The following is a 16,433-nucleotide window of genomic DNA, read 5'->3' on the forward strand; positions in this document are numbered from 1 at the left end:
TTAGTGCCCGCCGCTTGTTGTCAGCGGGTGAGAATGAATATATCACGCACTACTTTTTCTGTCAACACTTTTTTGAATTTTTTTTCACTTTTTTTATTTATTTTTTTTTGGCAGGAAAAACACGTCATAAGGCATAAAAAAAACCGCACCTTCATGAAGGTGCGGCTCAAAAGCTAACTGTTTCTTTTCACAATATAGTCTCTTTGTCCTATGTTTCGCAAATGCGACTCAACGGACTGAAGTTTTGAATCCGGAACTTTTTTTATCACGACACGGATGGCGGAACTTGTCTTTTGAAAATATACATTTTCAAAGCCTTCCCGAAGCAGATTCTGGGCCAGACGGTTTGCATTCTCCCGGCTTGAAAACGAAGCAACCTGAACATCCCAGAAATCAGCAGGACCGTTCGAGGAAGTTTTATAAGAAACCTTCTCAAGAGATTTTTTCGGCTGCTCTTTTGCAAGATTCGATGCGCCGGCACTTTTATCGAGAATTTCAATTCTGACGCTTGCTGTACCTGTTTTTATCATGCCGAGTTTTTGCGCCGCAGCTTTTGAAACATCAATTTCACGACCTTTGACAAAAGGCCCGCGGTCATTTACACGAACGTCAACACTTTTATTGTTTTTGAGATTCGTAACTCGGAGGACAGTACCGAAAGGAAGGGTTTTATGGGCACAGGTCATGGCGTACATATTGAAAGTTTCACCATTTGCTGTTTTTCGGCCATGATACTTTTCAGCATAATAAGAAGCCTGAACATTTGATTTGTAAACGCTGGCAAATGAAAATGACGACAGGGCAAATAAAAATAATACGAAAAATGTTTCTGTTTTCATATTATGTTTATCGGATAATTTTAAGATGGGATTAATGGAAGAAAATTAAAAGAGAATTAAAGTCGGGTATGGCGGATTCGAACCGTCGACCTCTACGTCCCGAACGTAGCGCGCTACCAGCTGCGCTAATACCCGAAAAAAAATAAAAGCCCGCTCAAAATTAAGCGGGCTTTTTGACGGGAGCGAAGGGGCTCGAACCCTCGATCTCCGGCGTGACAGGCCAGCGCGATAACCAGCTTCGCTACGCCCCCAGTCGATGTTCAGAACTATATCAAAAAACATCGGGTAATGTCAATAGTCATTGCACATTTTTCTGCAAATTTTGTAATTTTTTTAGCCGCGAGGGGCTTTTGCCGGGTCAATCGGCTGTCCGTTCTGGAATACCATGAGCGAAATCTGAGATTTTCCAGTGTATGTATCGATTCCGGCGGTACCGATTTCTGAGCTGTAATTGATGTAGTCGCCTTTTGAGACGTCAATTGAGCCCAGACCAGTGTAGGCATAGATGTGACCAGTTTTACTCTGAATGAAAACAACGTTTCCAAAACCACGGTATGAGCCTGAGAACATTACGGTTCCGGCACGAATGGCTTTGACTTCCTCGTCTTTTTTTGCCGCCATGCTGACTCCGCCTACTTTTCCGTTGATGTAGACGATATTTTCTGTCTTAACTGGCCAGACCAGCGAAGAATCAGCCTTTTTGTTCGAATAATTGTGAGGATCGTTTGCCTTTAAATCCGGAACTTTTTCCGCACTTGTCTTCGTATTTTTAGAATCTTTTGCAGGAGCAGGCTGACTTTTTGTGCTTGCGACTGAAGTTCCTGACTGAAGGGGCTTTGAGCCTCCCGGAACCTTGATTTTCTGTCCAACTTTAAGCGCGGCGTCATTTCCAACTCCGTTGAGTTTCTGTAAGTCTGCGACGGAAATTCCGTGTTTTTTTGAGATTCCAAACCAGGTCTCGCCTTTTTGAACGATGTAAGTTCCGTCGGAATTTGAAGGAGTCTTAGAAGTTGACGAAGGAGCCGCCGTTACTGAAGATGCAGGAGGATTTGTGCTTGCAGAGGCAGTCTTTGCCGCCTGAGCAGGTGCAGCAACTGTAGCTGAAGAGCTGGAAGAAACAGCTGAAGAATCAGGGATTTTTATTTTCTGTCCGACTTTAATTCCGTTATCAGAAAAACCGTTTGCTTCCTGAATTGCGGTCACGGAAAGACCATATTTCTTGCTGATTGAATACAATGTGTCACCTGTCTGAACCTCATGTATCGTATCAGAATAAAGGTAAGAGAGAGCAGATAAAATCAAAATAGAAAAAGCAAGTTTAAAAACAGAACGTTTCATATCTTAAAAATTTTCGGCAGAAAAGATAAAAGATTTAAGAAAAAATGTCGCAGATTTTGACGGGGGCTCAGGGACTTTTTCTCCCCTCCCCGCCATTTACTAATCTTCCATGAGGGACCAGAAAAGCTGCATTGCGTCGATTCCGTTGATTTTCATGCTGGAAGAATAGCTTTTAAGGATATTGTCCCTGCCGCCCGTAAGCTGCTTGCTTGTAATCCCGAATTTTATTGAACTTTCGGCCTCAAGGAAGGCGCTTAAATGGTCTGCCAGCCTGACAAGTTTGCCGTCAACCGGAGAATGAACGTCAGAATTATAATTGTCACAAAGTTCTTCGTAAGAAACAACCTGAGAGCTCTGCTGGCCGTCAAGTTCGGTGACAAGAATCCTGTTCTGGAATTCATCGTTCGTAAAGTAAAGTATTTCATCGACATAGAAAGAATCCATGAGGGGAACAAGCTCTGAACGGACAAGCTCATCCTCAATCTGCTTTACGATTCCCGGAAGCTCGTTGGTCGCCTGCTTTACCGGGGAAATTATGTCGCGGGTGACAGATTCGGGCAAATCATGGAAAAGTCCGCAGAAAAAATCATTGAAAAGACGTTTCGGGCAGGGCTTATCCTGACTGTCGCGCAAAAGCAGAAGGGTTATCACGGCTACGAAAAAGCAGTGGCCGAGGACATTTGTGCGCGGAACCCTAGGAGTGCGGTTCCATCTTGTCTGAAAGCGGAGCTGCTCGATTTTCATGATGAGCTGGAAGGGCTGTTCCCTGTTGACCAGCATCTTTACGCCTTTTAAATCTGTGTATTCCTGAAGATTGTTGCGGAGCTGCCAGTGAATCGGATCAATGCGCTCCTTTTCATTAACCGGAGCAATCATTTCAAGCTCGCGGAGGGAAGAAAATTTATGGGCTGCCTCAAAAACCCGCTCAGTCAGGGTAAATTCTTTTTTATCGAGATCTGCCTCAGAATCAAGATAGGCAGAAAAACGGGCAAGCAGGTCCTGATCCGAAATCATTCCCTGGAATTTTGAAAAAACCCACTCGTTGAGTTTTTTATATTCTGAAGGATACTTTTCGCGAATCATCTGCTGAACAGGTGATTTTATGTCGCACAGGGCAATTTTTTTGAGCAGGTCGAACAAAGATGCATAAATCATCCACTCCCAGTCTATCCTGTGCCCCTGAGATTCTTCATATTTTGCGATAATATAAGCAGCTACCATTTTTTCGGCAGCCTTGTCCATTTCAACCAAGTCGAAGGGACGAACAAGATCGTTCCATCTCTGGATGGAAAATCCTTCGAAAATTTTGAGAATAAATTTTTTGTCCAGCATTATTTTGCGATTCCTTTCTTTTGGTCAGCCTCGACCTTCTGCTTCCAGACGCCGGCCTTCTTTTTGATTTCTTCGGCAGCTTCGGCCTCGCCCAGTGCAATTGCGACTCGACGGCCGCCTGAAAGGAAGAGGATTGCATTGCGCATGTCGTCAATTCGGTGGGTGGCAAGCTCGTACTTGTCGCGGTAGGCCGTAGCCGACTGGTCATAAAGTTTGCGGATTAAGCGGATATAAAGGACGGAATTGTCGTAATCTGGAGAGTTGGGGTCAAAATAATCCTTGCAGGCCTTTTTGAGGTCAAGAAGATTCTTTGAAACTGTGGCAAAACGCCCCTGAAGCTCAACGAAAGACATCTTCCATTTTGAATTGTCGCCAAAAGCATCGATGAGAAGGGAAATTGCAAGGCCAAGCTTGCGGACGAGGTTGAAGCGCTTGTCAATTGGAGCCTCTGAAATGGCAGCAAGCTTATCTTCCATGTCAGACTGCAGGGCATCTATGACATTGGATACGACTTCCTCAAGATAGATGATTGCCTTGTAGAGCATTTTACGGGCATCGTTCAAGGCATCGTTATCCTTTGTGTTTACAAGCTCCACTGTGAGGTTATTTATCATAATGTAATAAGTTGCACAACCTATCATCTCATCGCAGAGATTGAGTTTCTTATAAGCCGCACCAGCGGGATTTGCTTCGATTGAGGCCAGAATTTCCTTTTCACGCTCGAAAGCCTCTTTAATCATTCGTTTGTATGGCTCGCACTTGATTTCGCAAAGTTCGCGATTCTCATTCAATACTCTTGCCATTACACCGCCTCCCCAAATTTTGAAAGCATAGAACGGGCATGTTCCAGGGATTCGGAACTTGCTGCGTCACCAGAAAGCATTCGGGCAATCTCAGAAACCCGCTCCTCTCCCGTAATCGGACGGACATGAGTCTGGGTCGCACCGTTGTTTACAGATTTTTCTATCTTAATTTGATTATCGGCATAAACTGCGATGCTGGCAAGATGAGTAATACACAAAACCTGACGATTTTTTGCTAGTTTTTTAAGATGACTGCCTACCCCGACCGCAACTTCACCGCCAATTCCAGTGTCAATCTCGTCGAAAATCATTGTACCCACGGTTGACTCGCCGGATTCGTCCGACTGGCAGAGAATTGTCTTGAGGGAAAGCATGACACGGCTCAGCTCACCGCCGGACGCGATTTTTGCAAGAGGCTGAAGTGGCTGGCCCGGGTTTGCGCTGATAAGGAATTCAATGTCATCGATTCCGTAAGGACCACATTTCTGGGTAACGTCATTGCCTGATTTTTCGGCTACATTAACTGAGAAGCGGGTGCCTTTCATGCCAAGATTTGACAGGACCTGAACGACTCCCCCTGCCATTTTTTCGGCGGCAGTCTTTCGAAGCTGGGAGATTGCCTTTGCCTCAAGATAGACTTTTTTGCCCAGCTCGGCGATTTCTTTTTCAAGCTTTTCTTTTTTGTCAGAACTGTTGTCGAGCTCATCCAGAGTCTTCTGGGCCTTTTCAAAATATGCAAGGACTTCAGAAAGGGGAGCTGAGACAGAAGAAGCGTATTTCTTTTTGAGGTTGTAAATTAAAGTCTGCCTTTCCTGAACCTGGGCAAGCCGCTCCGGATCAAAGACAAGGCTCTGGGCGTAAGATTTATATTCTTCGGCTATGTCAGAAATTTCGTAGAAAGCACTTTCCAGCCGGTCAGTAAGTTTCTGCAGAGATTTGTCGGAAGAAGAAGCGCTGTCTGCAAGGGCACGGAGACGCTTGAGGGTTGAGACCACTGCCCCGCCCTCGCCGCTTGAAAGAGCACCGTTAATCTGCTCGACATCGGAATAGAGTTTTTCGAAAGAAGAAAGTTTTGTTTCCTCGTCGTCAAGTTCGACATCTTCGTTGGGCTTTAACTTAGCCTCGCTGATTTCCTTGACTGCAAAATTCAGCAGATCGATTCTCTGGGCACGGTCGCGGTCATCGCTGTTAAGTTCGTCCAGAATTTTTCGCTTGCCTACAAGTTCTGAATAAAGCGAAGTGAAATTTGCGACACGTTCAGTAAGGCCTGCATAAGAATCTAGGAATTTTCTGTGCTCGCTGACTTTCATGAGGGACTGGTGCTCGTGCTGGCCGTGAATATCGATTAAAAAGGAACTGAATTCGGCTAAATCTGCACGGGTAACCGGAGTGCTTCCAATCCAGGCTCCTGACTTGCCGTTTTCGCGGATTACACGACGCAAAAGCACACGGTCATCTTCGATTTCGATGCCGTGAAGTGAAAGCCATTCCCAGGCATTAGCTGGCTCAGCCGGGTTTTCATCATCAGCTGAAAGCTCGCGGACAAAAGAAGGAGCCTTGCCCAGATAAAAAGAGCCTGTCACGACAGATTCATGGGCACCAGAGCGGATCTGCTCCACTCCGGCCTTTCCTCCGAGCAGGAAAGTAAGCGCACCGATTAAAAGAGACTTTCCGGCACCAGTTTCACCGGAAAGAACTGTAAAGCCGCCATTGAATTCGACATTCGCAGCATCAATGAGGGCAAAATCTTTAATTGAAAGATCTTCAAGCATGTTGAGGACCTCCTGACCAGTTCAATTTTGAGCGGAGCGCATTGTAAAATTTTTCTTTCGTGCAGCCGATGAGTTTTGCTTTTTTTTCGTGCTGACAAACCCTTATTACGTCACCGACATGCAAATCCACAGGAATCTGACCGTCAACGCTGATTACAACATCCGAAACTCTTGACGGCAGGATCTTAATTTCGAGCTCTCCCTTGGGACTTAAAACCAGAGGACGGCTCGAAAGTGAGAATGCGTTCATTAATGTTAGGACCATTGAATCCAAATCAGGGTCGATGATAGGACCGCCCGCGCTCGCAGAATAGGCGGTTGACCCGGTTGCCGTTGAAACAATGATTCCGTCAGACTTTATTTCACCAAGAGGCACTTTATCGTAAAGGACATTGAAAGTAATCATGTGTCCCGCAGTTTTACCGCAAATCACGATGTCATTCAGACCGGTTGCGCTGAGCCTGCGGTTCTGACCGCGAATCAAATCAGCCTGAAGCAGACTTCTCTCGTCCACGACAGCCTTTCCGGCCAGAAAATCATCAAGCTCACGCTTCCATTCATCACGCTGAACGCTCGCAATAAAACCGAAAGAACCAAAATTAATCGGAAAAACAGGAATTCCGAGCGGAGCACAGCCCCGGGCCGCAAAGAGAACCGTGCCGTCCCCGCCCATCGTAATTACAAAATCATAACCATAAAAAGGATACTGCTCAGAATATCCATTGAAAAGAAAGACATCGGCTGTCAATCCAAGCGACTGAAGATAGGCCTGAATTTGGCCGCCGAGAGATTTTGATTCTTCTTTAAAACTGTTTACTACGATAAGTGACTTTTTTACATTCATAAAATTTCGTTACGGCAATGTCCCCAGCACCTTTGCAATTTTTGTGGCCGATTCAGAACCAAGCCGCGGATACAAAGGAAAAAGCACACAGCGAAGGAAGAGAGACTTAGCATGAATATACTTAGACTGCTCCTCTTCGCCAAGAAGTGAAATCACCGAGGCATCAAAAGCAGGGCGGATTTCAATTTCCTTGCGGGAAGCGTATTGCTTTGCATCCTTGAAACTTCCGTTGAGCACAACCGGGAAAGACCAGATTGTGGAAGGATTTTCTTCACTGCGCGCAAAAGTTTTGTTTTTACCGCTTGCAAGAGACTTTTTGAAAATATCATAAAGAGACTTGCGGATTTCTTCGTTGCGGTTGAATTCCTTGAGCTGAATAAAGCCCAGTGCGCTGTTCATGTCCGGAAGGATATCCGTTTCAGGTGCTTCATCGGTGACTTTTTTGAGGACAATCCATTCACGCCTTTTGGGAGCAATAAGAACCGCCCCGCCACCAGCAGTGACAGTGTCATTTGCCTCAAGACCTAGAATCGAATAAAGACCCATCATTCCAGCCTTTTTCTGCAAGTCTTCCGGCTTAGCCTGACCTTCTTCCGAAGCGGAAAAATTGTATACCGAACCGACAGAGTGAGAAATATCTTCGATTACAGGAACTCCTGTGGCAAGAATCTGCTCAAGGTCTGGCAAAATTCCCATGCTTTCGTGAAGGAGAAGAAGCCTTCCGCCATTTTTAAGGCCTTCCTGAACGGCTTCGACTGAAATAAGCCCGTCATCCTCGCTTACATCCAGCACAAGCGGATTATAACCAAGATTTTTGACGGCAGCATAGTGCCAGGCAGGTGCAAGGGCTGAAATCATGACAGAAGCACCCGGCTGCAAATCCAAAGCTTTTACAACATAAGAAAATGCAATTGCAGGGCTTCGGAATGCAACTGCTCCGTCACAGCCGGTAAATTCCTTTACCGTCTGGATAAGTTTGGTGTTCAGCTCGCCTGGTCCGAGTTTTTCATCGACCATGCAAGTCAGAACAGCATCCATTTCTTTTCTGCGAATAGTAGAACTGAAAGTTTGAATCATTATTCTTCGTCACTCGCTTCGCCAGGATCAAGGATTTTTTGAAGTTCCTTGGCGTTGAACAAGCGGCGCATGTCGAGCATGATAAGGTATTTATCATCCTGACGGATAACGCCATGAATATACTCAGTTCCGATACCGCTAATCATCTGTGGCGGATCCTTGATGTCAGCCGTGTCAATCGCAACAACGCGTGCAATTCGGTCAATAATAATGCCGATACGGTTGTTTTCAATGTTGAGGATGATGAATCCGCCTTCGAATTCCTCGTCACCATCAGCAACGGCAATTTTCTGAATCTGAAAACGCTTGTGAAGGTTGATTACAGGAATAATTTCGCTTCGGAGATTGAAAATTCCCTCAACATAGAATGGGGCATTAGGAATAGGACGAACTTTCGTTACCTTTACAATTTCCTTTACATCCATGATGTCCACACCGTAGATTTCTCCGCCGAGTTGAAATGTAACCAACTGAATCTGTGTGTTTTCTGCCATATTACCCCCTAGATTATTCGCCAAGAAGCTTTTTTGCTTCCAAGAATTCTGAAATACCAACTGCGACCTTTTTTGCCTCACGCATTGCAAGGACTACAGTTGCAGGCTTATGAACGACATCGCCGCCAGCAAAAATTCCACGCCGGGTTGTCATGCCATAAGGCTTTTGCTTTGTTACAACATAGCCGCCTTCATCAACATCAATTCCCTCGGTTGAGCTTACGATGCGGGCTGCCGGTCGGGAACCGATTGCGATAAGGATTTTATTTGCCGGAAGAATGACTTCGCCATTTGGACTCTGACATTTGAGGCCGGTGACAATACCATTTTCACCGACATATTCAATTGGAGCATGCTCCCATTTGAAATCAACGCCATCACTGATTGCACCGTCATACTCAGCTTTTGCAGCACGCATAAATTCGACTGTCTTGCGGTATGCAACAGTTACAGATTTTGCCTTCATGCGGATTGCGGTGCGGCAGGCATCCATAGCCACGTTACCGGCTCCGATGACGACAACATTGTCTCCTTCTTCGATTGGAACTTCTGATTTATCAACGTTTCCGTCCTGATACAGGCGAACCATGCGGAGAAGATAATTTGACTGAATGATACCCCTCAGATCACCGCCAGGAATATCAAGTGATTTTGCAAGAGCCGTTCCTGTGCCGATGAAAATAGCATCAAAGCCGTTTTTGAAGAGCTCATCGACTGTGATGTCAGTGCCAATCATTGTGTTTGTTACGAACTGAACGCCAAGATCAGCGATTTTTTTGGTTGTGTTGCGGACAACATCTTTTGGAAGGCGGAATTCCGGGATTCCATATAGAAGGACTCCGCCCGGCTCGCTTTCACCCTCGTAAACAACAACTTCGTAGCCTTTGCGGGCCAGATCGCCTGCAACAGTAAGACCTGCAGGACCAGAACCGATGACGGCAACCTTTCCGCCGATTTTTTCAATCTTCTTTTCGCGGTTGAGATTCATTTCCGTGTCAAAATCTGCGATGAAACGCTCGATCATGCCGATTTTGATACCCTTGCCGGCTTTTGAAAGCACACAATGACCCTCGCACTGATTTTCATGGGGACAAACACGCCCACAAATAGCAGGGAGATTGCTTCGCTGAGCTATAATGCTGCGAGCCTCACCGAAATTTCCTAATGAAACCGCATGATTAAAAGCAGGGATGTCATTTTCAATCGGACAACCTGTTCTGCACATGGGCTTGGGACAATTCAAGCAACGGCGAGCTTCAGATATAGCTTCTTGCATTGTGTAGCCCTTGATTTCTTCTTCCATAAATGATTTTAACCTCTTAAAAAAAAATACCAGCCCTTATAGTATAACGATAGATTCAGTAAATTGCAAACTAATTAAAGAAAATCTTAATATTTTCCTAAAAAATTCAATTTACTCAATCCACTATAAAAAGCGTGATGGAAAAAACCCGCTTTATGCCGAGTTTTTTGAGTTCTCTGGCGCAGGCCTCGATTGTTGAACCTGTTGTCAGGACGTCATCGGCAAGGACGACGGCTTCTGGCAGGTGGGGAAACTTTCGCCTTAGCCATTTTTCCTTTCGAAGCCGATAAGATGAGCTGATTCCCTCAATCCGCTGGATTCGGTCAAGCTTTTTCTGCTGAGTGTGGGTCAGCCTTTCCAAAAGCGGGAGTATTTTGACATTCCAGCCTTTTCTGAGGTAAAAGCAAAGCTCGTCAATCTGGTCCCAGCCACGCTCACGGATTTTTCCCTTCCGCGGAGGAACCGGAACAACCGCAAGGGCCAGCCCGGTTTCCTTTTCCAGGGACTTTAACTTCCGGTGGAAAAGAGCCGCGAAATAAGGAGAAAGACTGCGCTTATCCTCAAGTTTCCAGGCAAAAAGCAGGGATTTTTTCCATAACTGATAGCAATGAAGCGAAAAAGCTCCGTCAAGGCTTTGAAGGGCCGGGTTTTCGCGGCAGTGGCTGCAGATTCCGATTTCGCTGATAAGCTCGCGGCCGCAAACAGAACAGGTCTCCTTAAATCCGAGAGAATCCAGTTTGGGCAGGCAGCTTTTACAAAGAGGAATGCGCAAAGTCCGTCTTGAGCAGCACAGGCATTTTTCTCCGCCCAGAAAGAGTGAGACTATATTCTGAACGAATGTCATGAGCACAAAAGACAGGGCAAAAGTCCGGCTTTCAAATCTGAAGAAGTTTTCCCTTTTCACCATCACATATTAATTGTCAAAAAAATTCGATTTTCGGCAATGCAAATGGAAAAAAGTCAGAAAAATCCAAAAAAAATTTATCTTCCGCTCAAAGATTTCTTCCAGCGAGCAATCAAATCCAGGGCCTGGCGCGGAGTCATGTCGTCGGGGTCACAGCTCAGGATTTCATCAAGAACCAGCTCCTCGTCTGAGAAAAGGCCTGGCATGGTGACGGATTTCTGGAGAGTTTTTTCGGTCTCTGCTGTTTGCACGGTGACTACATTCTCGACATTTACGCCTGTTCCAGTTCCGTCCTGGGATGTTGAATGAAGGCTCTGGAGAATCTCATTTGCACGGCGGATTACGCTCTGAGGAAGGCCCGCAAGGGATGCTACGTGGATTCCGTAAGAATTTTCACTTGCTCCGACCTTGATTTTTCGCAGGAAAGTAACTTTGTCATTTTCTTCGCTGACTTCCATGCACAAAAGCTGGAGGCGCGGATGATTCAGGCGGGTAAGCTCATGATAGTGAGTTGCAAAAAGAGTCTTGCATTTGAGCGCGTTCAGAAGATACTCCGAGACAGCCCAGGCGATTGAAAGCCCGTCCTCGGTGCTCGTTCCACGGCCAACTTCATCCATAATGACAAATGATTTTTCTGTGGCGGTTCGCAGAATGTAAGCCGTTTCGGTCATTTCGACGAGGAAGGTTGACTCACCGCGGGCAAGGTTGTCGCTTGCACCTACGCGGCAGAAAATGCGGTCAACCACGCCGATATGAGCCTCACGAGCAGGAACGAAAGAGCCAATCTGAGCAAGGAGCGCAATCAAAGCGTTCTGGCGCAGATAAGTTGACTTACCAGCCATGTTGGGACCTGTGATTAAGCCAAAATACGGCTGGTAACTGTCATTTTCAGCTGAGATTTCAATGTCATTCGGAACAAATTCTCCGCCCGGAAGATGAAGCTCAACGACCGGATGACGGCCTGAGCGCACGGTAAATTCCTTTGAGTTATCGACAAGAGGCTTTACCCAGCCGTGCAGGATTGCGGCATTTGCAAGGGCAGCTGTAACGTCAGCGTAGGCGATTTCCTTTGCGCTCTGAAGAAGATAGTTTGTCTGCTCGGCGATTTTTGAGCGCACTTCAAGGAAGAGAGCCTTTTCTGTTTCGATGATTTTAAGGCTGGCCTCGTTGATCTGCTTTTCGATTTCCTGAAGCCGGGGCGTCGTATAGCGGTCTGCATTTGTGAGGGCCCGTCTGAGGATAAAATGAGGGGGAACCTGACTTGCCTTTCCCCTGGTGATTTCGATGTAATAGCCTGAAAGTGAATTGCTTCGGATTCGAAGGTTTGCAATTCCGCTCGAAGCCTTTTCTTCCTCGGCGTAATCCTCAAGAATTTTATTGACATTGTCGTGAATCCGGCGGTATTCGTCCAGTTCGCTTGACCAGCCCCCTTTTATGATTCTTCCTTCGTCTAGGGCTGTCGCCGGATCTTCAAGGATTGAGTCAAAAATCAGTTTTGAAATGTTCTGGGCGATAGTTTTATCTGTCTGTGTGAAGCCGAAGTCGTCCAGCTGCTCGCGCACTTTGAGCCATGATTCAAGGCTTAACCTGAGTGCCTGCAAATCCTTGGCGTGGGCTCGTTCCATTGCAACCCGGCCTGCAAGACGCTCGACATCAAGAATGTCAGCAAAAATCTCGCGCACATATTCAAGGAGGTTGCGGTTATTCACAAAAAGCTCGACATGACTCTGGCGGTTCTGGATTTCCTCGACATTTGTGAGGGGGTACAAAAGCCAGTTTCTCATCATTCTCTTGCCCATTGCCGTCTGAGTGTGGGAAAGGCATTCCAAAAGCGAGAACTGGGAAGTGCCGTCACGGAGATTCTGAACGATTTCAAGATTTCGGCGGGAAGAGTCGTCCATAATCACGAACTGACTGTCCCGGTAGATTTTGATTCCGGTTACATGGGGAGAATTTGAAGTCGTCGTTTTCTGAAGGTAATCCAGCAAAAATCCTGCAGGTGCCACTTCTGGAGAAGATTCATTGAGAGAAAAGCTCTGCAAATTTGCCGTCTTAAACTGGGTGCAAAGGCGTTTGTATGAAAGGGCTGAGTCAAAATTCCAGTCAGGATAATAAGAGACTGCAATCCGCTCATTCTGCTCGAGTGAGGCCTGGATTATTTCGTTTTTCTCAAGATTCTGCGGAAGAAGAAGCTCGCGCGGATGACAGCGGTCAAGTTCCTTGGCGAAATTTTCTTCCATGTCCTTTTCGTACCAGCTGGTCGCAAAAAAGTCCGAGGTGGTGACATCGATGTATGCAAAGCCGACCTTGCCTTTCTGGGCTACGACACAGGCCAAAAAGTTGTTTGATCCGCCCTCAAGATATTCACTTTCAAGGGCTGTACCCGGTGTGATTACCTCGATGACCTTTCGCTCGGTGAGTGTCTTGCCGTTCGGTTCCCCGATCTGCTCACAGATTGCGATTCTCTTGCCGCATCTTAAAAGGCGGGCAATATAGATTTTAACCGCATGGAAAGGAATTCCGCACATGGGGGCAGAGCCGCGGTGAGTGAGGGTGAGATTCAAAAGGCGTGAGACTTCAATCGCGTCATTGTTGAACATCTCGTAAAAATCGCCCAGACGGTAAAAAAGAATCTCGTCCTTGTGCTGGTCTTTAATGGAAAGATATTGAATCATCATCGGAGTGAGTTCAGCTGACTCACTCCGGTTCTGTACTGTTCCGGCTACAATCGTGTCCTTGCTTCTAGCCATTTTACAGTCCCAGCTCGGAAATTACTTTATCAGTAACGTCAACGGAAGAACTGTACCACAAGATTGCATTATTCTGCTGAAGGGAAAGAATCATGCTGAAGCCTTCGTTTTCGGCAACACGTTCAATCACAGAGTAAAGCTTTTTATAGAAGGAATCTGAATTCTGAAGGTTGTTTTTCATGGATTCAAGTTCGATATTCTTTGCATTTGTGTATTCGGTGAGGGCATCAGTTTTTTTGATGATGTCAGCATCCAGCTTGCTTGCCTGAGCCTCGTTTCCAGATGAAATCGACTCAGACTTCTGCTGCTTGAGTTTTTGAATTTCCTCGGTGCGCTTGACTATTTCCCGCTGGAATTCAGATTTTTTGTTTTCATAATTGCGGACAGGTGCAGAATTGCGGAAATAAGCCTGATAAACTTTTGCCGTATCAACTACGCCAAATCGCGTAATCTGCTGGGAAAATGCAGCTCCGCTCAAAGCAAATGTTAAAATTGCAAGAATCGAAATCTTCTTTAAATTCATAATTGCTCTCCAATTATTTATTTGTGATATTAAATGAAAGTACGAACTTCCAGTTTTTGTCCCATTCCAAGTTTTTGTCCTCATCGAACCTGAATGTATTTGCAAAGAGCAGGCGCAACGGGAACTGAGGAATTGTAAAGCGCAGGCCAGGACCTGTACTACAATAGAAGTCAGAAAGGCTGATGTCCTGAAGCTGGTCAGGTTCCTTTGTAATAACAGCCGCATCACCAAAGAAGTCAACAGCAAGGATTCCAGGAATAAGAGGCATTCGAAGCTCAAGGATGTTGCTCCACATAGCCTTTCCGCGAACCTTATTGTAAATTGAAGTCCATCCGCGGGCGTTAAACATACCGTCGATGTAGAGGCGGCTTGAATCTCCGATACCGCTTCCAGGTTTCGGGAACTGCAATGACAGGCCTGAATAAGCCATGAAGATAAGCTTGAAGTCCCATGTCTCGGTAATAGGCAGCTTGAGCAGGGTAAAGTATTTCTCAAGCTTTGTATCTGTTCGCAGGAAGAATTCTGTTTCCAAAGGTGTAAGACCGTACCAGGTGAATCTCTGGCTTGCGAACCAGCCTTTTGAAGGATCGTAGTTAATATCGCGGTCATCGATTGAGACAGCCGTCCAGACTGAGTTCTGCCAGCCCCATGTGTTGGCGTAATCGCTTACAGCACTGTCAACTGGAGTCCAGATGTCTTCGTCGTAAACGTTGTTTTTAAGGCTGCCGTTAATACCGCCCGACCATGAAATGATGGCAAAATCAGGAGTCCAGCGGCGGCCGAGAGAGAAGCCTGAAGACCACTTCCACTGCTCATAGTTCATGTAGTATGAGTCATCATCGATTAAGCCGTTTCGGTCAACTTTATTGCGCAATGAGGCAAGGCTTGCATGAGAAATTTCCGTGCTGATAGAAGTTGAAATCGGCAGATCATTAAACCAGTTCGAACCGTAGCTCAAGCCCAGAGTCTGATTTGAAGTTGAGATGGTAGAATTTGCGCTCAAAGAACGGCCTGTACCGCGTACATTCGAATCCTGCCATTTTACAAAGAGGGCAAAAGGAAGTGAATCCGGGTCTGAGACTCCACTGAAAGTAACGCCGAATTCGATTGAAGTCGTTGACTGCTCTTCAACTGAGACAATGAGGTCAACGAGGTTTTCTTCTGAACCTGGAACTACATCAGGAACAACGGCGCTGAAATACTGCAGGTTGTAGAGGTTTCGCAAACCGCTGGTAACTTTAGCCTTTGAGAAGATATCTCCGGATTCAATCGGAATCTCACGGCGGATAACATGGTCTTTTGTTTTTGTATTTCCCTTGATGATGACATTCTCAACATGGGAACGGACATTCTCAGTGATTATAAATTGGAAGAAAATTGTTTTTTTCTCAGGATCTTTCTGAGGCATCTGCTGGAAGTGGTTTGCAGTGTAGCCGTTTTCGTAGTACAAATCAGCAACGGCCATGCAGCCCTCACTGAATTTCGTCTGGTTGAAGATTGAGCCCTTTCGAAGCTTGATTTTTGACTGCAATTCCTCATCATCAAATATGTGGTTGCCAACGAAGGAAATGCCCTCGTAAGTGTACTGGGAACCTTCGGTGATCACGAAAGTGATTGTAAGCTCGTCCCTGTTCTTTTTTTCGTTGAATTCTGTGGAAAGAGGAACATCAACAATTGAAACATCGATGTAGCCCTCATTTGCATAATATGAAAGGATAGCCTGCTTATCAGCCTCAAGCATTGATTCCTGGAAGGCACCCTTGTTGAGGATACCGACTTCCTTTAACTTGAGCTTCTTTTTGAGGGTTTTTGAAGAAATTACCTTGTTGCCAGAAAAATTAATATGGGCAATAACCGTAGAGCGGCCTTCATTGATGGTGTATGTGATTTCTACGCCCTTATCAGTTTCTTTGACAGAAGACCTTACAGTGGCATTCGTAAATCCCTTTTCAAGATAGTGGTCACGGATTGCGCGCTCGTCTACAGAAATCTTTGAAGGAACATAAATGTCCTTTTCTTTTGATGAAAGGGCTTCCTTGATTTCTGTGGTACGGATCTGCTTGTTTCCCAGAATGCGGATTTTGGCGACTGAAGGCTTTTCCTTTACAGAGAAGATGATTGAGACAGTGCTTCTCTTTACGTCACCCGGGAGGGCCTGAGGGTTGATGTCCTCGAACAAATCCATGGCATAGATGCGGTCCATCATGTCACCGAAAAGCTCGTCAGAAAACTTTTTGCCGTAATAGCTTGAAACGACGCCGTCAAGTTCCTTGCTGCTGACGCTTTTGAGGCCCTTGAAAGATACGGACTTGATTACAGCCCCGTAATACCATGTATCATCACTTGCAGCCTCTGTGGCCGCTGCCGATTCTTGAGCAAAAAATTTTACAGGTGTAAAAAGACAAAACAAAGAAACAAACAATGCGGCAATACGCACTCGAATAGACATAAAAC

At 45.8% G+C, this 16,433-nt stretch carries 13 protein-coding genes and 2 tRNA genes; all 15 read right to left on the reverse strand.

Features of this window, described 5'->3' with window-relative positions; all coding sequences use genetic code 11:
- Positions 1–173: 173 nt before the first annotated feature.
- The gene (locus tag HNP76_RS14460) at positions 174–839 is read right to left on the reverse strand and encodes a septal ring lytic transglycosylase RlpA family protein (protein WP_184659262.1); all 666 of its coding nucleotides are present in this window, start codon (positions 837–839) and stop codon (positions 174–176) included.
- A 62-nt stretch (positions 840–901) separates the two neighbouring features.
- Positions 902–974 (reverse strand) — tRNA-Pro (locus HNP76_RS07905).
- Positions 975–1,016: 42 nt separating this feature from the next.
- Positions 1,017–1,090: transfer RNA gene (locus HNP76_RS07910), tRNA-Asp, on the reverse strand.
- An 82-nt stretch (positions 1,091–1,172) separates the two neighbouring features.
- Complete coding sequence (locus HNP76_RS07915; protein WP_184659264.1) at positions 1,173–2,177, reverse strand: LysM peptidoglycan-binding domain-containing M23 family metallopeptidase; 1,005 nt, start codon at positions 2,175–2,177, stop codon at positions 1,173–1,175.
- Positions 2,178–2,276: 99 nt separating this feature from the next.
- Positions 2,277–3,509 (reverse strand): HD domain-containing protein, encoded by a 1,233-nt coding sequence (locus HNP76_RS07920; RefSeq protein ID WP_184659266.1) that lies wholly within the window; start codon positions 3,507–3,509, stop codon positions 2,277–2,279.
- Positions 3,509–4,312, reverse strand: a complete 804-nt coding sequence (locus tag HNP76_RS07925; RefSeq protein WP_184659269.1) for a TP0443 family flagellar-associated protein — start codon at positions 4,310–4,312, stop codon at positions 3,509–3,511. The genes HNP76_RS07920 and HNP76_RS07925 overlap by 1 nt, the downstream gene beginning before the upstream one ends.
- Positions 4,312–6,084 carry a DNA repair protein RecN gene (recN, locus tag HNP76_RS07930; RefSeq protein ID WP_184659271.1) on the reverse strand — a complete coding sequence of 591 codons (1,773 nt, stop codon included), beginning with the start codon at positions 6,082–6,084 and terminating at the stop codon, positions 4,312–4,314. The genes HNP76_RS07925 and recN overlap by 1 nt, the downstream gene beginning before the upstream one ends.
- On the reverse strand, positions 6,077–6,928 hold the full coding sequence (locus HNP76_RS07935) for an NAD(+)/NADH kinase (RefSeq protein WP_184659273.1): 852 nt from the start codon (positions 6,926–6,928) through the stop codon (positions 6,077–6,079). The genes recN and HNP76_RS07935 overlap by 8 nt, the downstream gene beginning before the upstream one ends.
- Positions 6,929–6,937: 9 nt before the next feature.
- Positions 6,938–8,008: a DegT/DnrJ/EryC1/StrS family aminotransferase gene (locus HNP76_RS07940; protein ID WP_184659863.1), complete on the reverse strand. Its 1,071-nt coding sequence runs from the start codon at positions 8,006–8,008 to the stop codon at positions 6,938–6,940.
- Positions 8,005–8,499 (reverse strand): chemotaxis protein CheW, encoded by a 495-nt coding sequence (locus HNP76_RS07945; protein WP_184659275.1) that lies wholly within the window; start codon positions 8,497–8,499, stop codon positions 8,005–8,007. The genes HNP76_RS07940 and HNP76_RS07945 overlap by 4 nt, the downstream gene beginning before the upstream one ends.
- A 13-nt stretch (positions 8,500–8,512) precedes the next feature.
- Positions 8,513–9,802: an NAD(P)-dependent oxidoreductase gene (locus HNP76_RS07950; protein WP_184659277.1), complete on the reverse strand. Its 1,290-nt coding sequence runs from the start codon at positions 9,800–9,802 to the stop codon at positions 8,513–8,515.
- Positions 9,803–9,917: 115 nt separating this feature from the next.
- Positions 9,918–10,709 carry a ComF family protein gene (locus tag HNP76_RS07955; RefSeq protein ID WP_184659279.1) on the reverse strand — a complete coding sequence of 264 codons (792 nt, stop codon included), beginning with the start codon at positions 10,707–10,709 and terminating at the stop codon, positions 9,918–9,920.
- A 74-nt stretch (positions 10,710–10,783) separates the two neighbouring features.
- On the reverse strand, positions 10,784–13,456 hold the full coding sequence (gene mutS / locus HNP76_RS07960; protein ID WP_184659281.1) for a DNA mismatch repair protein MutS: 2,673 nt from the start codon (positions 13,454–13,456) through the stop codon (positions 10,784–10,786).
- 1 nt (position 13,457) lies between these two features.
- A complete protein-coding gene (locus tag HNP76_RS07965) occupies positions 13,458–13,979 on the reverse strand; it encodes an OmpH/Skp family outer membrane protein (protein ID WP_184659283.1) in 522 nt (173 codons plus the stop codon).
- A 13-nt stretch (positions 13,980–13,992) separates the two neighbouring features.
- On the reverse strand, positions 13,993–16,428 hold the full coding sequence (bamA, locus tag HNP76_RS07970; RefSeq protein ID WP_184659285.1) for an outer membrane protein assembly factor BamA: 2,436 nt from the start codon (positions 16,426–16,428) through the stop codon (positions 13,993–13,995).
- Positions 16,429–16,433: the final 5 nt, after the last annotated feature.

The sequence above is a fragment of the Treponema ruminis genome (assembly GCF_014201975.1).
In the GTDB taxonomy this organism is placed as follows: domain Bacteria; phylum Spirochaetota; class Spirochaetia; order Treponematales; family Treponemataceae; genus Treponema_D; species Treponema_D ruminis.